Origin of the sequence: Leptospira sp. WS58.C1 (assembly GCF_040833995.1) — a bacterium.
GTDB lineage: Bacteria > Spirochaetota > Leptospiria > Leptospirales > Leptospiraceae > Leptospira_B > Leptospira_B cinconiae.
Map to the genome: position 1 here is coordinate 2,032,501 of NZ_CP162137.1, position 21,939 is coordinate 2,054,439.

A 21,939-nucleotide genomic window follows, 5' to 3' on the forward strand; every position below is an offset into this window, starting at 1 on the left:
ATAAAAATGGGGATATAGAACATCCGGATTCCGTCCTTTGGGTCAATTCTCAAGGAAGGATTAAAGGATTAATTTTCGAATTCGATAAACATTGGGACCAGAATCCAAATGAACTTATTAAATTCATAAGCGATAAAAAAGAACAAAAGCCCCAACTTAATTAAGCGATTCATAATAAACGAAAATACCAACCGGGGATCGTTCGAAAGATCTAATCTCAAAAAGCCCGAAAATCGAACCAAAAAATAAATCCTCCGGGAAAAAAATATGAATCCGCTCCATCACAAACAAAGTATACAAGATTTAGCCAGGCTGAAATTCAAGGAAGAGACTACAAAAGTAGATCGTTTCTTTTACATTCTTCTCTTAGCCCATATTCCTTTTGCATTCTTATTATCCGTGGAATATGGAACCTGGAAGTTCGTCCTAAAGTCTTCCATAATAATCGCGATACTTTCCACCATCGGTTTTTTGTTCTTAAGGGGGTTATATATATTAAGGATCTTAAACGCCGTACTCATTATGGCTTGGTCCGGGATACTGATCCAATCCCAGTTTGGAAGGATAGAGATGCATTTTCATGTGTTCGTTGCATTGGCTTTTCTTCTCTATTATAGAGATTGGAAAACACTGCTACCTGGAGCATTATATATCGCTGTACACCATGGTTTATTCTCCTTCTGCCAGAGTATAGGGTACAAAATTTCCGAAACTCCTATCATTATATTCAATTATGGGAACGGCTGGGATATCGTTCTGTTACATGCAATTTTCGTGATTTTTGAGACCGGAATACTAATATACTTTTCAATAACCTTCAAAAAGGAATTTTTGAATCAGGAAATCAACTTGGCGGAATTGGAAGAAGTCCGAAAATATAACGTTTCTATCCAGGGAGAAGTCAGGGAAAAATCGGAATCTGTAAACGGAATTTTAGAAAGTTTGGTCCAGAGTTCTTCGACAGTAGCAGATAAAACGACTGACCAAGCAAATAGTTTGAAAGAAATTAATGTAAGTATGAATCAGATCGCTGATGCAATCTCAGACGTATCCGATTCCGCAAAAAAGCAGTTAGAAGCAACAGGGACTCTGGAAAATTCTTTTCAAAATTTAGAAGTCAGTTTCCAGGAAATGGAAGCCGGACTTGTTTCCACAAAGGCTTTATTCGAGACGGCATGGAAACACGCTCGAGAATCGGAAGAAAGTCTAATGGCGATCGAAAAATCCATCAAAAGAATTGAATCCAGCTCTTCTAGTACTACTGCAAAATTAGGGACGATTACGGATATTGCCGATAAAGTAAACCTTCTTGCGTTAAACGCATCCATAGAGGCGGCAAGAGCAGGAGAACATGGAAGAGGTTTTGCAGTGGTCGCAGACGAGATCTCAAAATTAGCGGACCAAACAGCAAGCACCATAAAGGAAATTTCTAGACTGATCCGCGATGGAAAAGAAGAGATGACCAAAAACACGGATATAGTTCAGACAGGAACAAAAACCATCTCCTTGATCTTGGGTGACGTGGATTCTATCAAAGAAAGCCTAGATTCATTCTTTTTACTTTTGGAAAAACAAACGAATATCAGGGTTACTGTGGCCGGTGCTCTGTTCAATGCGGGAAAAATTTCCCAAAACGTTCACCAAGCAACGGAAGCGGAAAAGAAAAGTCTGGAAGAGATCCGAAACTTTCTAGATCGGATCCAAAATTCGAATGCGATCATTGCAACGAAAGCTGTTGAGGCTGCGGACCAGGCAAGAAAATGTGAAGAATTAAGCGGTTCTTTACAAAAGCAGGTCCACGAATTTAAGGCATAACAAACTTCAATACTTAAACCGGAAATTTATCCGAAAGCACGGAAAGAATTTTCCAATCCCCAAAATTTTTCGTTTGAAATATTTTCTTTCCGAGAGGAATGTTCCTATTTGTTTTCGGACATTACCATGAAAAAGTTTCTATTTATCTCCGCTTCCGCATTAGCCGTTGCGGTCTTCTTAGCAATTCCAGGCACAATCAGCTCACAAAGTGGGGACATTGAAGCAGCAATCCAAGCAGCTTGTAACCGTTTGGTAGATGGGGGATTGTATAAAAGCTGTAAGCCGGCCCCAGGATTCTCACTCGGACAAGGTTATTATAGCCAATCCGCTAAAATCAAATGCCAATGTGATAACAAATCCGATAACGGAAAAACGATCGTTACCATTTCTCTTTGGCAAGGGTATTAATCCTTCCTTAGTAGGTCCCGGTCTTTCTTAACGTTCGATGTAGAGCTGCGGAGAAGTCGGGATTATGTCCTAAAACTTTAAAAAAACTAGACGTTTTACCTAGGACATTTTTTCAGTTCTTTTTTTTTCGCGATAATATTCGAGATCACATCTTTGAGCACATCTTTATAGTAATACTGTCCTTCTTTCTGATCTTCTCCTGCCCAAAAAAAGAAAACCAAAGGTAGCCAGAGCCAAGACCGAACCTCATGCAGATAGGTTTTCTTAAATAGCAGTTTTTGGTCCTCAAATGCCGAAACATCGAAACTTTCAAACGCAGTTAATCTGCTAGGCAAAAGAGTCAAAGTCATCATGGAAAACGTCCTTCCTGCGTATGCGAGTGGGGAAAAACTGATCTTGTTATTGATCTGGATAAATACTCCCTTTTGGACCTCCGTTCCTTGTTTATCGTTCGATGAAAGGATCCCGGATTCATTAAAAACCTCCTTTGCCATGACATCCAAAGCCGGGTGAGATTTGCCATTGTATTTATCCTCCGAAACCTTTACATTCGTACGATTGCCATCTGCAGATTGCTCGGTCGTAATATCGGGAGGAAGTCCATTGATCAGGGTTTTAAAGGCAACAACACTCAGACAGGAAGAAGGTTCCAAATTGTTTTTGGAAAGAACCGGATCTACGGAATGATAGTAAAGACAATGGAAACCTGTACTAGTTAATAACCCAATGATCAAAATAGAAAAGATAGGAGCTTTCATATTCAGCCATTATGGATAGGGCTCAGTCAATCCGGTCAAGAATAGTAAATAGATTATCATCTGATTTTGTTCGTTAAGAGTCATACAGTGCGCGCGAAACGTGGGATAGCCTTGGTTCATGATATATCACCAGACGCCGAATCTAATGCGACATAATACCTATATCCGGAAGTCCAGGCTATGTCGCTTTCGGATTTATTTTCCAAAGCGCTATAGCATCAATCGGAGAAACATAAGAATGTGGACCTTCAAATTTGCAATCTCCGCATTGAACAAAATAATACGATGCTTTGAGTGCGCTCCCTCTTCCAAGAATCGAAGTTCTTCTCGAACTACAATTAGGGCAGGGATCTATTGAGTCTTCTATTCTTACTTCCCTCATGATATATAAATATTATGCCACGTTCATTTAGTTCTTAGGTTTCTTAGAATCTAAGAACTGCTTTAAAGCAATCCGCGCGATCTTGGCCTTAGAAGCTCCTGTCTCTTCACAATAGGCGGTAAGCCTTTCAGAGAGATCAGCAGGCAACGGAATTCCTAATCCTTTGCCTCTTTCTGCTTCCTCAGCCTTGCGGACTACCTTAGTGGCAGTCTTTGGCATGTATGCAACTCCTCCTTTCACGGTCCTATGAAACACTTGCGTTTTTATTATTGCAAGAATTATTTTACCGAGTCGAGAAGTTTTTTCGCGTTTTCCGTGAGGGACTTTAAATCCTCTTCCATCTGCCTAAACTCAGGAGTGTTCCGAAGTTGTGCCGCAAAAACCGTATTATTGAAAATATGATAAATACCGTTTAAGATATTCGTGATGTGTCTCTGGTTCTCTATGATAAGAACCGCTGTCGGTGCTGCTTCCTGTGCTTCCATTATACCCACTTAGCCTCTGCTTTGAATCCAAAAAGACCGATATTAAATTGAAAAAGAAAACCCCAAGGCTTAATTTCAATTGCCCAATTTAGAACAGGAACCAAATAATAAAATTCGAACCTAATTCCCGTTGAGACCGTTGCTCTATTTAATTTCTTATCTTTATGAATACATTTGCCCACGGCAAATAAATACGAATGGAGTTTTTTATCTAACCCGTAGGCGATAATCCAATTTTTCCAATTCATCTAAACCCTCTCTGCTTGTCCGGCAACCGGTCTTCCCGGATTTGCTACTTTTTCTAATAATGATTTCGCAATGGCTTGGAGAGTAGGGGACTCTTCCAGTTTATCCATAAGCTTCGTCGCAAACTCGCCAGCCTTCTCGAATCCAGACGGCTCCTGGTCCAATTCTTTTTCCATTTTGAATTTTTCTAATTGGAGTTGCATCCGGGCTTCCATTTGCTCGGTCCTTGCCTCATGAAGCTTATTGTTAAATTCTTCCATTTGCTTCATTCGGGATTCGTGCATTTGCTCCTGGAATTCATGCCTGTAATCCATGGCCTTTTTTACCTCTGCCATGGTTTCCGAAACACTTTTGGTAAGATTCTTTTGGAATTCTCCCATTAAAACAACCATGCTTTGGATTGCGCCAGCTTCCGGATTCGCATTTTGCCTTTGATCTGATTCCTCTTCTGCAATAGTCATGAAACCTTTATCTAAAAGTTTCTTATCTTGGTATAAGAACCATTGCACCTTGGCGGTTGCGATTTCCTCGTCAAAAATTTCTAATTGTTCATGAATTAGGCCAATCGCTGGAACTGCTTCCGTATATTTTTGTTCCTTTTCGCCATACGAAAAGGCCAAAGTAATCGCAGAATCGGGATATTTTTGTTCTAATCTCCCTTTGCGCATCTTGAGACTTCTCAGTGTATTAAGCGCGTTCATGTAGGACATATAGTATTTTCCTTTACTTGCTAAAGCATTTCTATCGCGTTTTAGTTTGTCTGTCAAACTATTTTAGTTTGATATAGAACAAAAAAAAGACCGGAAGCTTGGAATTCCGGTCTTAAAGGCTTTTCGCAGTTAGGTTTTTTCAGGTATAGGAGTTATTTCTTTTTCTTACGTTTAGCTAAAAAAAAAGCCCAAGCGAACCAAGGATTAGAGCCGCAGGCCATACAGGAGACGTTTTGGGGACGTAGAAGTGCACGGGATCCGAAACTTTAAAATAATAACCCCAGAGGACATCTGGATGCTTACCAAGAACCTTAGTGACAGTTTTACGGAGCTCTTTGGAGGTATAATCTATTCCGCCGATGTCTATAGCTCTTCCGGATTCATGAGAAGAGGTTCCTGGTTTTGCCGCCATACCAGGAGGCATTTTTTTATATAAACAAGTTTGTTCTTCTTTAGTTCGAAATCCGGAAGTGATATGGGCAGTAGGAAGTTCTTTTTTTAGATCCTGAAAAAAATCTAAAAGTCTTCTATCCACTCCTTCTATTCTTAAAGGCCCACATTCACCCATGATTATACCTTATAGAACATTAATGCTTTTGCGTTTGCAGAAGTAGTAGCGGTTCCTCTTACTACTGTTGCATCTGTATTTGAAAATGCCAATCTATATGGAGTATCTACGTTAGTTGCAATGGAATAATCTACCCTATCAGAGGACCCTCCCAAGTTTGTAATATTCATGAATGTTGCACCGATTAGTAAATTATTGCTTATTAAATTAGGAACTCCATGTGGAACATTTAAATTAGTGACCCCAATGCCAAGCGTAAAAGAAATAAACTTTATAGCAAAAGCAGTCCCATCATCTAATCTAAACTGAATTGGGACCGGAAAAAATGGTGCTTGCAAGATTTCCGAAAACGATAGAAATCTTTTATCTTCTTTTGGATCAAGACAAGAAAGAGAATAATCTCCTCCGCCTATAGGAGTAGCTACGTAAGGAGCGGAATCGCTTAAGTAAGTTCCGTCCGGTTGCTCTCTCCAAGTCATATATCATAAACCTCTAAATCAAATTCGACTGCATAAGAGAATTTATAATCTACAGGAGGAGCGGCGAAATCTCTCTGCTTCAATCCATACGGAGTAAACAGGAGGGTATTATAATTTTGCGCTTTGAACGCAAAAGAAAGATCATTATTTCCGATCACTCCGTAGTTCTGAATTCGTGTTGGAGTAGGTCCTTTTTCCCAAACTTGGGAAAAGTTAAGAGGGAAGTCGGAAATAGTCGGAACTCGCATTGTCCTAAGGCACATATTAATATCCCCGGACTGCATGTATAAAAAGTTAGGATTACTTGTGACAGATGGAAATTGATTCGTCAAAGTGAAGTTTGCCGCATCATAAATATCTGATTTATCAAATTCTAAAGCAGGGTTTGAAGCTATGTTTTTATAACTATAAGAAAACGTTATCTGGGATGAATATTGAGCGATTACTTGACCAACATTTCCGTTAGTAAGCCAAAACCTCATATGTAGAGGAATAATTTCATAGTTCTCAAAATTTCCGCCGGCATCGTATCCAAATTCCGGAGTGATCCGTAAATGATTCACTCGGTATTTTAAAGACGGATTAATATCTATTGCATGGAACGGAACCGCTACAGTATAAAATGTAGTGGCTCCGTTTGTTCCTTGCTGATAGACGCCGTAATGAACTATTCGGCGGATGTCTTGTAGCTTACTGAAATCCATAGAGAGTTAAACTCAAGGCTCCAATGGCTATGTTTCCACCCGTGTTATTTAGGACGGAAAGTTGAACACTTTGTCCAGAATAAAGAATGAAAGGTTTAATTTTTTGGAATGGAGCGACAACAGTTTGTCCTCTCCTTACTCCGATTGTGCAAAGCGGAGAATTTCCAGTAACGATCTGCCTATTTCTCTGCGCGTCGTTTATGATTACCGGAACTCTATCCAGGGTATTATCCAAATACACTAAATGGAAACCGGTAACAAGCATCGGAGATCCGGCATTATGCGTAATAGTTAATGCAAGAGAATAACCTGTAGACGCAGAAATCGCGGACGCATTTTCGTTTCCGATGTAAAGCTGTTCCGCATCCTTTTGAGTATTTAAAGGAGGCGGGAGTTTTTCTATCATTTCCATATGAAAAATTCCTTATACCTCCGGATTTCTCCGGAGGTTTTCCTTTACTTACGCAGGACGAACCTGAGAGATGCTGGATTGAGGAAGTTCCTCGGTCACGAGCTCGAATCTTACATAGAAGCCGTTTAAAGTAGACGGCAAGGAATATCCCGGAGGAGTAGTCACTTGGAAGTCCACAGAACGACCTGCTCCTACGACAAGAGGAGGTCTGAATACAATTCCCCACTTGGACGCTTTGTAGTTATTTCCGTTTCCGTCGTTTGGATCGAAGAAAGTCAACGGTCTTGTTGCGGCGGTTGGAGATCCTGCATCTGGTGCTTGGTAGATCCAAGGTGCATATGGCAGGTAGCTACTTAAAAGGTCCTCATGCACAAGTTGAGAATCTTGTAAGATACTCAATCTTGCTTGAGCCATGAATGCATTATAATCCTGAGTTGCAGTCAGAGTTGCGAAAGTCGCGCCTGTTTGCAAAGTAGGGTTAACGTATGCTGGACCATGGAAGGAAACTCTTAGAGCAAGAATCCTACCTTGGTTTTGTTTAAAGATATTCTGTCCTTTATCATAGTTACGCAGGTTAGCGGCTTCTATGTTATTGAACGGTTGAAAGGCGGTTGCGCCTGTTGCTAAGGCCCAAGTAGAATACTTGTGGGACTCGTAGAATTCTACGTTTCCTTTTTGGCCTCCGAAGACCATTTCTGTAAGTCTTGCCATGTTGATTCTCTCCGTTAGTGTTTTCTTGTTTTTCTCACTACGATTTCTTTTTATGCTCCGAGCGGATTAGCATCCGTCGCACCCGATAGGGTGTATCCATCCAAAGGGCTTTCGTCTGTTCCCTCAGAAAGAGTATATCCGTTCAAACTTTGTCCGGAATTATAAGCGCCATTTGCTGTGAGGTAGGCGATCATCTCAGGAGAGATATTATCGTTACCAGCAAGCATTAAACTTGTCTTAATCTGTTGTGCATTAGGAATGAGCTCAGTTTGAAGAGCTGCGTTAAACGCCATGAGTCCAGATCCGATCATACCGCCAAGTTTCCATTCCCATTTAGGGAGGAAGTAGGAACCGACTGCACCGAGTCCGCAAATAGCGACGCCAAAAAGGCCTGCTTCTTTCAATGATTTTGATTTTGTAACTTGCTTTGCGGTAAATCCGGTTAACAAGTAGCTTGCGAATCCGATTACACCGCCAATAATAACGTCTGTGCTCATGGACCCTTTTCTTTTGCTTTTCTTAGCCATGGTGATTCTCTCCGATCTGTTTGTTTGATATCAAACTATTTCCTCTTTTTTTTCATCTTACTTGCAGCAACTGCCACAAGTCCGAATAAACCAGCGATCACTACAAAAGGGGTCAGGTTCATTCCGGTGGTTATAAACTCTTCATCCGGAGTGAGCTCCGTAGTCTGAGTTGGTGGAACATACATCGCCGGATTTGGCGGAAGAGTAGTATCCACTTTTGCAGGAGTAGTTGTTTCGGCTATCTGCTGAACAGAAGTCTTTACAATTTTATTTTTTCCTGCAAAGGTTCGGTTAAATGCGTTTATAAAAGCCCCAATCATATATTGAGAATCAGCAGAACTTTCCGGACCAGGAAGAATGAAAGACATTCTTTCTTTGTCTGCATTTAAGAGCCTTTCAGGGAAGAACAGAAAAGGATAATTTGATTTATCCTGTGGAACTCCCTGAGGCCAAAAACTGGAAATTCTTGATCCAGAAAAATATATGAAGAAACGATACTTCACGAATTCTTATCTCTTTTTCTTAGAAGACCTTAGAGCCTTGATCCTATTTCTCAAAGCTTCCCAGCTTCGAACTTCACGATTGTATTTTGCGTTGATCTTCTGGCATTGTTTTTGCCAGGTCTTCCATTTAGAGATCGGTTCTCTTGCGGAAGGTTGCTTAGGATATCTCGGCTTTTTAGGTTTTGCTGGTCCTGCCATTTCTTTACCCTTTTATAAGTTTTGGTAATATAAACACAGCGCCTAAAACTCCGGCGCCAATAAGAGCGTATTTCATAATATCGTCATTTCCGGCGCTTGCTTCTTGTCCAAGTTTTATCTCAGGCGGAAGAGCAGGAGTAGAAGTTGCTTTCCTTATAGGAGTTGCAACAGTAGCCGGCGGACGAAGTGCAGATGCTATAGAAAGAATATCATTTAAGTTATTCTTAGGAGGCTTCGGAGTAAAAAGAGAATTTAATCCCTTTTCTATCGCGGAATTAATTGCAGTATTTACTCCTGTCGTAACTCCTGCGGAAACCTTAGGAATGGCGACGGATGTTAGATTGTTTAGAATTCCGGTTAACATTCTTACCTCCTTTTATAAGTTTAAGCTTTTTTATTCCTTGGATCGTTTCGACCGCTTCATCAAGACACTCTTTAACTATTGAGCGAACTTTTTCCTCGAATCCTTCGATCTCAGAAGCGCGAGTTTTTTTATCTTTTTTATTAGAATATGACTTTATACCGAATTTTATCACTTCGGTAATCGCATAAACAATTCCTAATATTACCGATTCGCTCATTTTTTCTTTTTCTTCTTTTTATTTTTTGCAATGAACGCAGCGGCAAGAATCGCAGTTCCGATTCCTGTTATAACGAATAGTCCAGTAAGATCTTTTTTTGCCTTATCGATTTCTTCATCAGAAGGCCCTATAAGTCCAGTATCAATGGTTGGTGCAGTAGTCGGATAGGGTGGGGTAGTTGCGGAGTTGAATCCTTCGGACCCGCTGTCAAAAGTTTGTGTTGCTTGGTTTATTTGCTGAGCGGCATTTACAGCAGTGGAAGTGCCGGGTAAAACAGAAGCCGCAAATGCGGTAACGTCCGCAACCTTATCAATACCTTGATTTATTGTAGCATCGATTCCAGGGCCAAATACGGAAGACACATTCCCTGCAGCCTTGAAAAATGGATCAGAGATGACTAACTTAGGATTAACTGATTCAAGCGCCTTGTTAATTCCAGTTTTATCGGCAACTTTTTTTGCAAGTGCGGATGCCCCGCCCGCAGCAGTCGCCTTGCTCAAAGTAGCCGCTGCAATCTTAAGAGGTTGTATTTTTTTTAATGCAAGCAAACCCGCAGCCATATTTAGTTTTTTTAAATTAAGTGCAGCAGAGAGCCAGGATCCCAGCTCGTATCCTTCGCCGAGTTGAATCTCATCTCCGGCAAGGGTTTGCATTTTTTGAAAAGAAAAATTATCTGCCCAATCTTTGGGGCCATATACAACCTTGGGTTGCAGACCGACTCCCATTGGAGTCCGGTTTCCCATCTTAGGAAGAGCAAGAGTTCTCTGTCTTCCTTTCATTCCTTTAGGCAGCGGTTTGGCAAGGTTCAAAGCAGGAACAGACACCCCGGTGCGTGAAGGAAGGATTAGAGTGGAAGTAGGGCGTTCATCGCCTGCTAAGAACCCGAGTGTTGCCATCTAACCAGATTAGACATAATAATAGTTTGGAAGTCAAACTATTTATTTGGATATCCAACTATTTTTCATAAAAAATTTTGTGGTAAACAGGAGTGTAGGGAAGCTTTCCGAACTTGTTTCCGGGATAGGTCGCATCCATTGGGACCCAAACTCCCATAAATTTTGCAGAAAGAAAAATATGCCTTGGCTCTTGTCCTCTTCCGGTTACATGAATTCGAAAAGTATATCCTTTTTTTCTTAAGTAAGTCGCAATTGCATTTGTCTTATCATCGCAATCACGAGAACCGGTCCACTTTGGATCTAAAATAATAGAAGGTCTATGCACGAGCTCCATTCCTTCGACGACTTTGCCGTTCACTATCCGAGTTTCCGGATCGTTCTTATACGGAAGCTTTGCAACATAGTCAAAAAATTGGATCGGACTCATCTCGGAAAAAAGAGAAGTGATGTCGCCAGTATATTCTTTAGATTTTTCGAATATAAGTTTTACAGTTTGTCTGTAGTCATTAAGTGGAACTTCTTCGACACGAGTTATCATGCGGACACCTTCTCATACCAACGTTGCCAAACAAGTTTCAAATTATCCGGGAGCTCATCGACACCCATTGCATTCCGAATTTGTTCTGCTGAACTTTTAGACAGCTTATTCTCCGCATATTCAACGAACCGTTTCCACGATGCCTTCTCGTTCTTGGATTTAATTGTATATCTATCTTCTTGCTCTTTCCTCGCTTCTCCGGCGACCCCCCCTCGCGCGTGGAGCGACCCCTCTTTCCTCGCTTCTCCGGCGACCCCCCCTCGCGCGTGGAGCGACCCGGATCGCTTCTCCGGCGACCCTAAATTTTCTTTTTGACCGGAAATATAGGGATTAAAAATAAGGCGTTTTGTGCCATCTATATCGTGCGGCATGAATTTTAATTTCAAATGATTACGTTTTTCTAAAACTCCGATCCCTTTTCCTACTGTAGTTTGATCTTTTTTTATCCACATTGCAATTTGCGGATTGTAGAGCTCACAGTAGCCGCGCGAGCTCGTGAATATATGAATAATTCCGAATATACGAAGTTGAGTTGCGTTAAGCTTCTCGTCTAAGTAGACGGCTTCTGGTAAGATGATTTGGGCAGGGGCATAAAGCCGAGTAGTTCTTGATTCCATAATATGTCTCTTTGTGTGGGCAAAAAAAATGCAGGCCCCTACGGGCCTACTGTTCCATCGCTTTTTGTTGTGTATTCGCCTGGATATTCTTTTAGTCTTAAAAAAATTTCTTTTTGTCGTTCAGAAAGATCTGATTCATTTATGAATCTATATCCGCTGTCTGGGCCGAACTGAATCCTTAAACAATCTCTATCCAAAGTATAGAGACGCATTGCACTTTTTGTCGCAGCATAGATTGTGTCGTCAATATCTTCGTAGTCTCCTCCAAGTCCATTTGCAGTAACATTTTTAGAAAGATTTTCAGCCATCTCTCTGACTTTTGGGATATCTTCTTTTGAAATAGATTCACAGGTTTGAATCGTATATCTTGGATAACCACAACAAGACAAAAAAAGTAGACTAACTATTATAAGTTTGAAATTTTGCATTTCTTTCTTTCTCTTCCTTAGTAGTCATTAAGGTATGGAATATTTCTATGAGCCCCCAATATTCATCCTGCTTTTTCTTTCTGATCTTAGGCAGGATCAAATAAACCCAGATTGGAATTAGAGGCCAAAACAGAGAACAGAAGACCCAATATATGAAGAAAATGAAATGTGCTTTTGGAGCATCTTCTTTTGCCTCCATTATAACACGCATGCAAACAAAAACAGAAAGCCCAGTAGGAACTACCCAGATCCAAAATAGATATTCTAAATACTTTTCTAACATTATATTTCTCCTGCCATACAGACGACTAATCGTAAGTAGGCCACTGCGATTTTTAATTCTTTTTCCGCTTGCAGAAGGATTTTATAATTCTCGTCATCAGTAGTTTCTGTTTTTATAAAATACGAAACCTCCTGTAAACGTTCTTGGACGCCTTCTATTAATCCAATAACTCCACCTTTTCTGAAATTCTGTGGCGCAACTTTCTCGCTCATTGTCCCGCCTTGTAATCGAACTTTCGATCATCCAATTCTCCGAGATGGTTCTTTAGAATTTTATTTTCTAAATTCTCGAATTCTTTTACCATCTGTCCTTCAATTCCATAAAGGGCAGTGCGGATCATTTCAAATTGCTCATAGAGCATTTTCCCAGGACTAATCACCTTAGGCCAACCGTGAGCCTGCAAATCGATGTGATTCTTTTCTGGGTCCAGGATTATAGAAATAATCCGCTTCGGAGCTCCTTCGGTTTCAACCTTTACCGGTTCCATTAAACAGCCCATCCTTAATTGATTTCATTTTTTTTTCTGTCCCAGTCTGGACGTAGAGTTTTAGAAGAGATTTTCCTTTGGAGCCTATGAATCTCCAAGAAAGATCGAGTTCTACTTTATGTTTTTGTAAAACGTCTTCTAAATCTCTTAGTAACTCTTGTGGATTCATAGCTTTTGCAAAACAAGTGTTAGATCGTCTATGATCTTCGCAAGTCCCGCGCGAGCTCGATCTCGCGCTATTCGTTCGGCACCTTTGAGCACCTCGTCACTATCCTCGAAGTAATTCATTCCAGTGCGCATCCGCTCCAGATCGAGAACAAGGATACCGTAAGAACTCAAGTCTTCCATTTTTAAGCGATGCCCGACTATACAGTCGAGATCATTAAGGAGACGTGATATTCTTTCTCGCGTTATGCCTTTCTCTTTCGTTTTAACAACAGAAAGGTCGGGCAGGCGAGCGGCTTCGTATTCTCTTGCTGGATTGTCAGCGGCCTTTAAGACGGTCATCTTTTTTCCTCGAATAATTCTCGCGGGAGTTCTTTGGGATCTTTTTTGCTCCATTCATAAAGCATATCGGTTATGAGAAGTGATTCTCTTACCAAATCTTCCGGATGGATTTTATCCTGATTGGGAGATGCAAGATGTCCTGAAATTAATCCGGAAAGAATTGTTGCAGCTCTATCTCTGCGTCGCGTTAAGGCTTTCTGCCTTATTTGTATATCTCCATAATTCATTTTTCTACTGGAATCCTTGGCTCTATGCAGGTATAAATATCTGTTGGATTTTTTACCTGCTTGCCGTTCACTTCATCCAGGAAAATGACCGGAGTCTTTCTCCACATTCCACAAGTATTTGGAAGATCCTTTTTGATCTGGATCGGTTGCTGATTTAATTTAAAATTAAACCAAACTCCAAATACTACAAGAGCCACGATAAAGATCACGCGGAAGATCTGCGAAAGAACGAATCCCTCTTGCGTAATCATAAAATCGTATATCCAGCGCAAATTTACTCTTTTAAACTCCATAACCTTTTCCTTTTTTGTAGTTTTATAATTTCGGATGTCCCAAAGCTTCCAAGTGATGATTCGTTTCTCGTAGAGAAGGCCGAGAAAGCTTTAGGGTCCGGATGGCCGAATGAATACCATCCGAAATTATAAAACTCCTCCTTGGTCCTTTTTATGATCTATCCAAAACAGGAAGACTGCGAAAGCGAATACTGCGAGCATGATAATTCTTTGAGTTGGGCTCATTTAACATACTCCAATGAATCAATATAATTTTTGGAATAGGCATACGCATCTCCGGAGGACAAGCTATATCGGCCCCCTGCTTTATATGCGGCATCGAGATATGCGCGCGAAATCCGTGCATGATATTTTGCCTTTTCGATTAAAAGTTTAATTTGAAGATTTTTGCTAATATGATTCATGTCGGATCTTCCTCTATAGATTCGATCCATGCAAAACAAACGGCAGCTATTTGGATCAGTTCTTTTTTGAGCTCGGCTGGATCATTCGCAATCCCTTGATCAGACATTTCGTTTATAACTTTCGCAACTTCGCCAACTTCTTCCACTAAGATTGGAAGCTTTGCTTTAGCCCGGATGCCTTTAGTCGCCGCATTATATTGAAATTTCCCTTTTTTTAAAAGTTCTTCCTGACGATCCCTTTCAAACAAAACATATTCAAATATTCGAATATGTTTTGCAGTAGCTATAATCTCCTTCTTCTTGCGGCTCATGCTGGTTCTCCCGCGACCATAGGCTTTTCAGGAAGAGAAGGGATTTCGCCTTTATAAAGAAAGTCGTAAAACTCTTCCGCCGTTAATGAGATGACTGCGCATTTTCGAGTCGAATCATCCTTTCTATCTTTGTACGGAACATCCGTATAAGTTCCTTTTCCTGCGGGTTGCAAATCTGTTTCCCAAATTGAAATTTGGAATTTCTGATCATCTTTCAGAAAGTAGCGAGATTTCATATTCTCGCCAATATCTATAGTCAATTGAAAAATCACTTCGCAATCTCCGCAGGAACTTTGAAGGAAGCGAATAAGGCGATCGCTTTTACGTAATTCTTTCCATGTTCATTATCCGGATCGTAATACTTCTCGGAAACTCTCTGTGCAAATTCATCTAAGGTTCCTTTAAAACAACCGCAGATAACTTCGTCTTTTTTATAATCGTATTTCGTATAATCATTACGAGATCCGATCGGACCAACCTGGATAATTGAAAGAACTTCTAAAGAATATCTTGCGCCGCTTAGGTCTGCGCCGCTTAGGTTTGCGCCGCTTAGGTTTGCGCGGCGTAGGTCTGCGTCGCTTAGGTTTGCGCGGCTTAGGTCTGCGTCGCTTAGGTTTGCGCGGCGTAGGTCTGCGTCGCGTAGGTCTGCGCTGCGTAGGTCTGCGCTGCGTAGGTATGCGTCGCTTAGGTTTGCGCGGCGTAGGTCTGCGTCGCTTAGGTTTGCGCGGCTTAGGTCTGCGTCGCTTAGGTCTGCGTCGCTTAGGTTTGCGCGGCTTAGGTCTGCGCGGCTTAGGTCTGCGCTGCTTAGGTCTGCGCCGCTTAGGTTTGCGCGGCGTAGGTCTGCGCTGCTTAGGTCTGCGCGTTTTCCTTCGATGACATTCGTCATTCGACCGCGAATCCAAAGCTTATGTTGCTCTAAAATATACGCTAAATCGTCTTTTGTTACTTCCACGAATCATTTGCTACATAGTGCCAATGAGACATATTACCTATTATCGGAAGTTGACTTAGATCGGAACGAAGTTACTCTGCAGCCTTTTCTGGATATAAAAAGCTTAGATTCCGAGACTGCAGACAAATGGACGGCTCCTTTGTCGTATGGAAGTCTACTTTTTTAACTCGTCGAAGCGCCTACATTCTTCAAAAATCGCTCAAATCATCATACAAAATCAGATCGTCCAGATAGACATTTGCATAATCTGTCCGGAGTCCGGATGTTCCCCAGCTAAAGGTCCCATCCGTAACGGACAGTTGTAGAACATTATCCACATAAAAGTCAATATGATTCCCAATCGCAACTAAGGTCAGCTTATACCATCGTTTTGTTTGAAAAGATTTTGGATTTCCTGCCTGATCCTTTAGGGTTCCGGTTGCCAAGGTTGTGTAAGTCCCGCAGAGTTTTTTCTTAAAATAAACGGTCCCATCACTTCGGAGAGATGCCACATACAAATCATTTTCTGTCCTGTATCTCGTGAATAAATGAATCCCCTGCCAATTGTCCGTTGCTTCCTGCCAAGAATCTATATAAAACCTCGTCTCAACGGCTTGATCCGTCCATTTTACCCGAGAACCATTATGTAAACCTTGGATTAACATCCTAAAATTGTAATCTTCCGTTTTCGCCCTCTTATAAAGCCCACCCGAAAGATGTTTGGATAGCAGACTTCCGGAAGTAACTTCAATATGAGATCGCAAAGCCTTATTAGAACTTACTTCTATCACCGTTCCATCCGCGTACGTTTCAAAACCTTCGAACGAAACTCCGTCTGGTGTTTGCCAGGTATAAACCTCGCTAGAACCGCTCGGATAATAACCTGTTCCTGGAAAAAATTCATAAGTTCCAGGAGGATTACAAGAACTCGCTTCCAGTTGGCTTTTTGTTCGGTAGGAAGGATCTAAAACTTGTTCCAAAATGATATTCGTTCCGAGATCGAAAATGCCTAAATAAAAGAAACTAGCAATACCTAACATTCTAAAGGTGGGAGTCATATTGTTGCCTATCTGATGATTTTCGACCCGAGATCAAATCCGTTCCACTTTCAAAAGTCAAGCGGTTAAATATCTCCTCAAACATGGAGCATTCCCGATATATTTTCTACCGAAGTAGAATACAAATTTTTACATCATCCGAGTGCATACCTAGTTCGAGAAAGAATAGAATTTGGTCGAAATCATTTACGTTTTCTAAATACTTTGGTCTGGAAATTTATTTGTATTTAGTATGTAATCAATTAATTACTTAAAATATTGAATTAGAAACTTGCTTGTAGAAATTTGGTTTCATGCGGCCATCTATTTCAGTTATACTTCCTACATACAACGAAAGAAAAAACCTACCGATTGCAGCGGATAGAATTACTCGCTCCCTATCCGATTATCGTCATGAAATTATCGTAGTGGATGATGACAGTCCGGATCATACCTGGGAAGTCGCAGAACATCTTCAAAAGAAAATACCTCAACTCAAAGTAATCCGCAGGTTGACCGGAAAAGGTCTCTCCTCCGCTGTTTTAACCGGAATGGGCGCTGCCGAAGGAGAAGTTTTTGTAGTAATGGATTCCGACCTGCAACACGACGAAAAGATACTTCCGGAGATGATCCGTTCTTTTTATGAAAGAAATGTGGATCTCTGTCTCGGGACCAGATATGCCAAAGGAGGATCTACGGGGAAATGGTCTTTGGCTAGAATTGGTATCAGCAGATTTGCGAATTTTTTAGCAAAAGGTCTTTTAGGTCTTCCTGTTTCAGACCCTATGAGCGGGTACTTCGGGATCAAACGTTCCGTGTATTCTGAAACTAAAAACTCTATCAACCCGAGAGGTTTTAAGATCCTTCTGGAATTTTTGGGAAGAAGTAAGGAAAAACTGAAAATTGAAGAGATCCCATATACTTTCCAAACAAGAATATACGGAGAAACAAAGTTAAACAATTCGGTAATCAAAAATTTCTTTTTGGCAATCTTGGACATTCGTTTCGGAAAATGGATCTCCCCCACCTTCTTACTCTATTCACTCGTGGGAGCAAGCGGAGTGCTTGTAAACTTAATCGGGTTTTTTATCGGCGAATTATGTAAATTTCCGGAAGTACGAACCGGGATATTCTTTTTGGATCCTTTTTCGCTTTCGGTATTTTTCGGTATAGAACTTTCTATCCTATCCAACTTCTTCTTGAACAATTACTTTACATTTTATGAAAGAAGGTATTCAGGCAAAAATTTAGGAATTGGATTTCTAATATTTCATTCCGTAAGTATGGTAGGGCTACTTGTTCAAATGTCAGCATTCCATTTTATCTATTATTCCATTTTCAAACAATGGAGTGGAGTCTCCGAGCTTACTTTAAAATTCAGCGCGGATATTCTTTCCATCCTGACAGCTATGGTCTCAAATTATTTCCTGAATTCCAATCTGACTTGGTCCAAGAAAGCGGAACTAAATAGATAAAGTTTTTATTGATTTCTTCTCCAAGGATCCCAATATAATGATAGCCTGTCCTTGACAAGTTTCAAGGATACTGAAGCCTGCAAATGCGGACAATAAAGAGAAGGTCCACTACCTTCTAAACCAACCCAATCGATCGGAGAAAAATATGCCTAAGGTGCTCGTTCCTTTTGCGGACGGAATGGAAGAAATGGAAGCAGTCATCGTGGTGGACGTGCTTAGAAGAGCCGGGATTGAGGTTGTCTCTGCCGGAATTTCCTCGAATATAATCTTAGCTTCCAGAGGAATAAAATTAGTTTCAGATTCACTTTTGTCCGAAATCGATCCTTCTAATTTTGATATGATTGTTTTGCCTGGAGGAAACCAAGGAACTAAAAATCTGAATGCGGATCCTTTCGTCTCGGAAATATTAAAAAAATTTAAAAAGGAAGACAGATGGATCGGTGCTATCTGTGCGGCACCGAACGTTCTTTTAACCCACAACATTCTTCAGGACCAAAAATTTACCGCCTTCCCCGGAAGTGTACCCTCCAATGAAAAATATACGGGAAGCAGATTAGAACTTTCCGATAAAATTTTAACTAGTATCGGTCCCGGCTCCGCATTCGAATTCTCTTTAAAAATTGTGGAACTTCTCTCCGGGGTCGAAAAAAGAAAAGAAGTGGAAAAAAACTTACAACTTCCTGCATAAAATGCAAATATCGCCGCAGCTAAAAAACAGATTTAAGAATTCCAAGAATATTCTAGCGCTCACGGGGGCAGGAATTTCAGCGGAAAGCGGAGTTCCTACATTCAGAGGAAAAGAAGGTCTTTGGAAACAATATAGGGCGGAGGACCTTGCAACTCCTCAAGCATTTCGTAAAGATCCGAAACTCGTTTGGGAATGGTATCTCTGGAGAATGGAATTAATCTCTACTAAGTCTCCGAATCCTGCTCATTTTGCATTGGCAGAATTGGAAAAGAAAAGATCCGATTTTTACCTAATCACCCAAAACGTGGACGGCCTTCATAAAAAGTCAGGCTCCGAAAAGGTCATGGAAATCCACGGAAATATTTTTAGGAATAGATGTATCAGCTGCGCTCACTTTTATGATTCGGATCTTTCTAAACTGAAAATTTCTATAGAATGTGCAAACTGTGGAAACTTGGTAAGACCGGATGTTCTATGGTTCGGAGAAAGTTATGATACGGAACTATTAAACCAAGCTGTGTCTCTTGCAGAAAGATCGGAACTCGCTTTAGTGATCGGTTCTTCCGGCGCTGTAGGAATTCCCGTAGAACTTGCCAGGATTGCAAAAGAAAACGGAGCTTTTGTGATAGAGATAAATCTCGATCCAAGCGGCTATAGCAGATACGCGGACCTATTCCTACAAGGAAAGGCGGGAGAAATCCTACCGGAAATTGTTTCTTATTTCGTATGAATCTTTGGAAACGTTTCTTCTAACTTTCTAAAGATATAATCTCCGAAGACGGGGAAACAATTCGGGGACATATGACCTGGATCCGCAAATTCCTCACAATTATAATTCGGATCCTCGTTCATATTCCAGAAAGGGGTCCCCGTCTCTTGATTAAACTTCTCCACAATAGGTTTCCAGACTTCCATGGGAGTTTTGAGACCTTCGGAAGTTTCCACTTTCCTAGTCATATATAGATTAAAATATGGACGAGCCACCTTCACCCAGATAGTCGCGTAAGGTATATTGTTTTCTTTTAATATACTGATGGAATCTTTCTGCATTTCGAACATATTCGAATGAAAGGTATACGGTTTTAAATAGGAGGAAAAATCCGTTTCGGATACCTTTACAAGCTGTTCATCCGTATGTTTCTGTTTAACAAGCTCTCTAGGAGTGCTTCCCCTTTCTTCCTTAAGCATAGTCAACACTTTTTGGACCGCTGTTTGATACACTTTGGCTAAAGCGGAGGAGTTTTGCATTCTTTCCAAAACCCGCCAGAGTTTAGGTCTATCTCTATAAGTATGAAATAGATTCTTGGAGATAAAAACCGATAATTCTTCTCTGGAATACCTGGTCCAATGCCTGAGTATAAACTCTGGGGAAAGGCCATAAATCAAGACTTCGTCCAATGCGAGAACGGGAGTTTTATTATATATTTCTAATGATTGGTCCAGAAGAATAAAATCCGGTCTTGTGCCGTCCGAATGAAATCTTTCCACCCAGTATAAAAAATAATCCGGAGATCCTCCCGGAACAGAAAAATTATAAAGCACCCAGTCCGGATGTTTTTTTTCCAATTCTTTCGTAGGAAGCAGAAGCGCCCTGGAATTTCCGAAAAACACCAAAGTTTTTTTACGTGTAGTCGGGTCTTTCTTCAGATACTCTTTCAGATCCGAATATAGATCCTCTTTGCTGATAAAATTCAAATGAGATAACGTATTGGAATAATAATATTGAAAAAACTCTAAGGTGAACAGTCGATCCAAGCCTAAGGAAATCAAAAGAACAAGCAGAGGAAGAAGTAAGAATGTATTCTTTTTCATAGTGATTTAATCGCCTAAAATTGACAATAGATACAGGCTCCGGAATCCTCCGATAATAATGCGATGGCAAATACCGTCCCTACCCCGCAGGCCACAAGCAGCCAATCCTTTCCTCTTCCCCATTTCAACAATAAGTCCTTTCTGGATTGGATCCAATGGAAAACGATAAATCCCAAATAAGAATATCCGATCTTTTCAATATTCTTCATGGATTCTAAAATAAAAGGAGAAGGTCCGGTGACCAGGGAAATAGAATTTTCTATCCAGCCAAAGCCTAAGGATTGTAAAGAAGCAGATAAATAATTAGGAGTATTCGTAACAAGTCCCACAACGTGTTGAAGCATCTTAGTTGCTGAGTTTGCCCTAAATAAGATCGCGCTGAATGAGAATAAACAGAATACGAATTGTATCCTCAAGAAGTTCAGAATTTTACTTTTGGAATCTTCGTCGTTCCAACCGAACTTGCCTACTAAAAACCTTTCGAAAGCGAGAATGACTCCCCAATAGAATCCCCATGCTATAAACGTATAGTCTGCGCCATGCCATACCCCGCCCACCGTCATAGTGATGATCAGATTGAGGTAGGTCCGCCATTCTCCTTTTTTACTTCCACCCAAAGGAAAATAAATATAATCCCTAAGCCAAAAAGAAAGAGTCATGTGCCATCTCTGCCATAATTCTCTTCCGGAAGGAGAAAACAAAGGTGCATTAAAGTTTTCAGGAAGTTCAAATCCGAAATATAGACCGACTCCTCTTGCCATATCCGTAAGACCCGAAAAATCACAATATACTTGGATTGCATATCCGAAAGCAGCTAAGACCAAGGATAGATTATCGTACTGTCCTGGATTCGAAAACACTGGAGCGATCACTCCGGCCACAGGGTCCGCGATCAGTAATTTTTTGATCAAACCTGAGATCATCAGATAAGAGGCGCGAATAACCTTATCCTTATCTGGGCTCAAATGTCCGATATTTACGAAATAATCCTTAGTCCTTAAAATCGGCCCTACAATCAAAACCGGAAAGAATATTACAAAACTAAGATATTGTTTCAATCCGATCACATCACCTTCCGGTTTGCGATAGGCATCCACAGCCGCAGCGATCATTTGGAAGCTGTAAAAGCTCACCGCCAAAGGAAGGGAGATCTGTAATATTCTAGGCACTTCGTCAAAAAACGGATACTTAGTAAGATCAAAAAGTATCCTGTTCATAAAGTAAAAATATTTAAAGAATCCTAGATTAATCGCGTTTAAAAGAACGGCAAAGATCATCCAAACCTTCGGTTTTGCGGAAGTCCTGATCTTAAAATATGCGAAATAATTGAATAAAACGATAATTAAGAAATGAAAAAAGAAATAGAGCCCATTTAAGATGGTAGAAGAAGCGATTACGTAAAAGATCGCACTGGAAATGAGTAAAAAATCGGATCTTCTCTTTTCCGGAAGAAGCCAATAGATTGAATATATGACGGAGAAAAAAACGAAAAATAAGATCGAATTGTAGAGCACTCTT

General features: G+C 40.6%; 36 protein-coding genes and 2 pseudogenes (1 of these 38 only partly in view). 7 read left to right on the forward strand and 31 right to left on the reverse strand.

Going from position 1 to position 21,939, the window contains the following annotated elements:
- The 3 genes from AB3N61_RS09230 to AB3N61_RS09240 all read left to right on the forward strand — a co-directional run.
- Positions 1-164: the 3' portion of an SCO family protein gene (locus AB3N61_RS09230; RefSeq protein ID WP_020771555.1), read on the forward strand. The gene continues 394 nt to the left of window position 1, outside the view; the window shows 164 of its 558 coding nt (coding positions 395-558); the start codon falls outside the window, past its left edge; the stop codon is at positions 162-164.
- A 103-nt stretch (positions 165-267) separates the two neighbouring features.
- A complete protein-coding gene (locus AB3N61_RS09235) occupies positions 268-1,815 on the forward strand; it encodes a methyl-accepting chemotaxis protein (protein WP_367897406.1) in 1,548 nt (515 codons plus the stop codon).
- A gap of 126 nt (positions 1,816-1,941) precedes the next feature.
- Positions 1,942-2,223 (forward strand): hypothetical protein, encoded by a 282-nt coding sequence (locus tag AB3N61_RS09240; RefSeq protein ID WP_020771569.1) that lies wholly within the window; start codon positions 1,942-1,944, stop codon positions 2,221-2,223.
- Positions 2,224-2,318: 95 nt separating this feature from the next.
- On the opposite strand, the gene AB3N61_RS09245 is transcribed toward AB3N61_RS09240, so the two are convergent.
- The 28 genes and pseudogenes from AB3N61_RS09245 to AB3N61_RS09380 all read right to left on the reverse strand — a co-directional run.
- Entirely contained in the window at positions 2,319-2,981 is a 663-nt protein-coding gene (locus AB3N61_RS09245; protein ID WP_367897407.1) for a hypothetical protein, read from the reverse strand.
- Positions 2,982-3,390: 409 nt separating this feature from the next.
- On the reverse strand, positions 3,391-3,582 hold the full coding sequence (locus tag AB3N61_RS09250; protein WP_367897408.1) for a hypothetical protein: 192 nt from the start codon (positions 3,580-3,582) through the stop codon (positions 3,391-3,393).
- 59 nt (positions 3,583-3,641) lie between these two features.
- Positions 3,642-3,848: a hypothetical protein gene (locus AB3N61_RS09255; protein WP_367897409.1), complete on the reverse strand. Its 207-nt coding sequence runs from the start codon at positions 3,846-3,848 to the stop codon at positions 3,642-3,644.
- A complete protein-coding gene (locus tag AB3N61_RS09260) occupies positions 3,848-4,096 on the reverse strand; it encodes a hypothetical protein (protein WP_367897410.1) in 249 nt (82 codons plus the stop codon). Before AB3N61_RS09260 ends, AB3N61_RS09255 begins: the two co-directional genes overlap by 1 nt.
- The gene (locus tag AB3N61_RS09265; RefSeq protein WP_367897411.1) at positions 4,097-4,804 is read right to left on the reverse strand and encodes a hypothetical protein; all 708 of its coding nucleotides are present in this window, start codon (positions 4,802-4,804) and stop codon (positions 4,097-4,099) included.
- Between the two features lie 175 nt (positions 4,805-4,979).
- Positions 4,980-5,372 (reverse strand): M15 family metallopeptidase, encoded by a 393-nt coding sequence (locus AB3N61_RS09270; RefSeq protein ID WP_367897412.1) that lies wholly within the window; start codon positions 5,370-5,372, stop codon positions 4,980-4,982.
- A 2-nt stretch (positions 5,373-5,374) separates the two neighbouring features.
- Positions 5,375-5,851 (reverse strand): hypothetical protein, encoded by a 477-nt coding sequence (locus AB3N61_RS09275; RefSeq protein ID WP_367897413.1) that lies wholly within the window; start codon positions 5,849-5,851, stop codon positions 5,375-5,377.
- The gene (locus tag AB3N61_RS09280; protein WP_367897414.1) at positions 5,848-6,555 is read right to left on the reverse strand and encodes a hypothetical protein; all 708 of its coding nucleotides are present in this window, start codon (positions 6,553-6,555) and stop codon (positions 5,848-5,850) included. Before AB3N61_RS09280 ends, AB3N61_RS09275 begins: the two co-directional genes overlap by 4 nt.
- Complete coding sequence (locus AB3N61_RS09285) at positions 6,542-6,961, reverse strand: hypothetical protein (RefSeq protein ID WP_367897415.1); 420 nt, start codon at positions 6,959-6,961, stop codon at positions 6,542-6,544. The genes AB3N61_RS09280 and AB3N61_RS09285 overlap by 14 nt, the downstream gene beginning before the upstream one ends.
- A gap of 54 nt (positions 6,962-7,015) precedes the next feature.
- On the reverse strand, positions 7,016-7,678 hold the full coding sequence (locus AB3N61_RS09290) for a hypothetical protein (protein ID WP_367897416.1): 663 nt from the start codon (positions 7,676-7,678) through the stop codon (positions 7,016-7,018).
- Between the two features lie 50 nt (positions 7,679-7,728).
- Complete coding sequence (locus AB3N61_RS09295) at positions 7,729-8,205, reverse strand: hypothetical protein (RefSeq protein ID WP_367897417.1); 477 nt, start codon at positions 8,203-8,205, stop codon at positions 7,729-7,731.
- A gap of 35 nt (positions 8,206-8,240) precedes the next feature.
- Positions 8,241-8,708, reverse strand: coding sequence for a hypothetical protein (locus AB3N61_RS09300; RefSeq protein WP_367897418.1), 468 nt, complete (start codon positions 8,706-8,708; stop codon positions 8,241-8,243).
- 6 nt (positions 8,709-8,714) lie between these two features.
- On the reverse strand, positions 8,715-8,906 hold the full coding sequence (locus tag AB3N61_RS09305) for a hypothetical protein (RefSeq protein WP_367897419.1): 192 nt from the start codon (positions 8,904-8,906) through the stop codon (positions 8,715-8,717).
- Between the two features lie 4 nt (positions 8,907-8,910).
- A complete protein-coding gene (locus AB3N61_RS09310) occupies positions 8,911-9,270 on the reverse strand; it encodes a hypothetical protein (RefSeq protein ID WP_367897420.1) in 360 nt (119 codons plus the stop codon).
- On the reverse strand, positions 9,224-9,487 hold the full coding sequence (locus tag AB3N61_RS09315; RefSeq protein WP_367897421.1) for a hypothetical protein: 264 nt from the start codon (positions 9,485-9,487) through the stop codon (positions 9,224-9,226). Before AB3N61_RS09315 ends, AB3N61_RS09310 begins: the two co-directional genes overlap by 47 nt.
- Positions 9,484-10,296: a hypothetical protein gene (locus tag AB3N61_RS09320; RefSeq protein WP_367897422.1), complete on the reverse strand. Its 813-nt coding sequence runs from the start codon at positions 10,294-10,296 to the stop codon at positions 9,484-9,486. Before AB3N61_RS09320 ends, AB3N61_RS09315 begins: the two co-directional genes overlap by 4 nt.
- Before the next feature lie 145 nt (positions 10,297-10,441).
- Positions 10,442-10,921, reverse strand: coding sequence for a hypothetical protein (locus tag AB3N61_RS09325; RefSeq protein ID WP_367897423.1), 480 nt, complete (start codon positions 10,919-10,921; stop codon positions 10,442-10,444).
- Positions 10,918-11,538 (reverse strand): hypothetical protein, encoded by a 621-nt coding sequence (locus AB3N61_RS09330; RefSeq protein ID WP_367897424.1) that lies wholly within the window; start codon positions 11,536-11,538, stop codon positions 10,918-10,920. Before AB3N61_RS09330 ends, AB3N61_RS09325 begins: the two co-directional genes overlap by 4 nt.
- A 38-nt stretch (positions 11,539-11,576) precedes the next feature.
- Positions 11,577-11,966 (reverse strand): hypothetical protein, encoded by a 390-nt coding sequence (locus AB3N61_RS09335; protein ID WP_367897425.1) that lies wholly within the window; start codon positions 11,964-11,966, stop codon positions 11,577-11,579.
- On the reverse strand, positions 11,938-12,249 hold the full coding sequence (locus AB3N61_RS09340; protein WP_367897426.1) for a hypothetical protein: 312 nt from the start codon (positions 12,247-12,249) through the stop codon (positions 11,938-11,940). Before AB3N61_RS09340 ends, AB3N61_RS09335 begins: the two co-directional genes overlap by 29 nt.
- Positions 12,249-12,461 carry a hypothetical protein gene (locus AB3N61_RS09345; protein ID WP_367897427.1) on the reverse strand — a complete coding sequence of 71 codons (213 nt, stop codon included), beginning with the start codon at positions 12,459-12,461 and terminating at the stop codon, positions 12,249-12,251. Before AB3N61_RS09345 ends, AB3N61_RS09340 begins: the two co-directional genes overlap by 1 nt.
- Entirely contained in the window at positions 12,458-12,736 is a 279-nt protein-coding gene (locus tag AB3N61_RS09350) for a hypothetical protein (protein WP_367897428.1), read from the reverse strand. Before AB3N61_RS09350 ends, AB3N61_RS09345 begins: the two co-directional genes overlap by 4 nt.
- A gap of 165 nt (positions 12,737-12,901) precedes the next feature.
- Positions 12,902-13,243: a hypothetical protein gene (locus AB3N61_RS09355; RefSeq protein WP_367897429.1), complete on the reverse strand. Its 342-nt coding sequence runs from the start codon at positions 13,241-13,243 to the stop codon at positions 12,902-12,904.
- Positions 13,240-13,470 carry a hypothetical protein gene (locus AB3N61_RS09360; RefSeq protein WP_367897430.1) on the reverse strand — a complete coding sequence of 77 codons (231 nt, stop codon included), beginning with the start codon at positions 13,468-13,470 and terminating at the stop codon, positions 13,240-13,242. The genes AB3N61_RS09355 and AB3N61_RS09360 overlap by 4 nt, the downstream gene beginning before the upstream one ends.
- Complete coding sequence (locus AB3N61_RS09365; protein ID WP_367897431.1) at positions 13,467-13,763, reverse strand: hypothetical protein; 297 nt, start codon at positions 13,761-13,763, stop codon at positions 13,467-13,469. The genes AB3N61_RS09360 and AB3N61_RS09365 overlap by 4 nt, the downstream gene beginning before the upstream one ends.
- A gap of 400 nt (positions 13,764-14,163) precedes the next feature.
- A complete protein-coding gene (locus AB3N61_RS09370) occupies positions 14,164-14,478 on the reverse strand; it encodes a hypothetical protein (RefSeq protein ID WP_367897432.1) in 315 nt (104 codons plus the stop codon).
- Positions 14,475-14,714, reverse strand: a complete 240-nt coding sequence (locus tag AB3N61_RS09375) for a hypothetical protein (RefSeq protein WP_367897433.1) — start codon at positions 14,712-14,714, stop codon at positions 14,475-14,477. Before AB3N61_RS09375 ends, AB3N61_RS09370 begins: the two co-directional genes overlap by 4 nt.
- A 32-nt stretch (positions 14,715-14,746) precedes the next feature.
- Positions 14,747-15,289 (reverse strand): annotated as a pseudogene (locus AB3N61_RS09380) (pentapeptide repeat-containing protein); the annotation flags it as partial.
- Between AB3N61_RS09380 and AB3N61_RS09385 the strand changes: the two are divergent.
- A pseudogene (locus AB3N61_RS09385) lies at positions 15,222-15,596 on the forward strand (hypothetical protein); the annotation flags it as partial. The pseudogenes AB3N61_RS09380 and AB3N61_RS09385 overlap by 68 nt on opposite strands.
- Positions 15,597-15,618: 22 nt before the next feature.
- Here the strand turns inward: AB3N61_RS09385 and AB3N61_RS09390 are convergent.
- Positions 15,619-16,467, reverse strand: coding sequence for a pectate lyase (locus AB3N61_RS09390; protein WP_367897434.1), 849 nt, complete (start codon positions 16,465-16,467; stop codon positions 15,619-15,621).
- Positions 16,468-16,760: 293 nt separating this feature from the next.
- On the opposite strand from AB3N61_RS09390, the gene AB3N61_RS09395 reads away from it, so the two are divergent.
- From AB3N61_RS09395 to AB3N61_RS09405, 3 genes are all read left to right on the forward strand, one after another.
- Positions 16,761-17,921 (forward strand): glycosyltransferase, encoded by a 1,161-nt coding sequence (locus AB3N61_RS09395; RefSeq protein ID WP_367897435.1) that lies wholly within the window; start codon positions 16,761-16,763, stop codon positions 17,919-17,921.
- Between the two features lie 145 nt (positions 17,922-18,066).
- Complete coding sequence (locus AB3N61_RS09400; RefSeq protein WP_367897436.1) at positions 18,067-18,609, forward strand: DJ-1 family glyoxalase III; 543 nt, start codon at positions 18,067-18,069, stop codon at positions 18,607-18,609.
- Position 18,610: 1 nt separating this feature from the next.
- Complete coding sequence (locus AB3N61_RS09405) at positions 18,611-19,339, forward strand: SIR2 family NAD-dependent protein deacylase (RefSeq protein ID WP_020771621.1); 729 nt, start codon at positions 18,611-18,613, stop codon at positions 19,337-19,339.
- Here the strand turns inward: AB3N61_RS09405 and AB3N61_RS09410 are convergent.
- Entirely contained in the window at positions 19,327-20,421 is a 1,095-nt protein-coding gene (locus AB3N61_RS09410) for a DUF1574 domain-containing protein (RefSeq protein WP_367897437.1), read from the reverse strand. The two genes, AB3N61_RS09405 and AB3N61_RS09410, sit on opposite strands and share 13 nt — an antisense overlap.
- A gap of 14 nt (positions 20,422-20,435) precedes the next feature.
- Positions 20,436-21,935, reverse strand: a complete 1,500-nt coding sequence (locus tag AB3N61_RS09415) for an MBOAT family O-acyltransferase (RefSeq protein WP_020771562.1) — start codon at positions 21,933-21,935, stop codon at positions 20,436-20,438.
- Between the last annotated feature and the right edge of the window lie 4 nt (positions 21,936-21,939).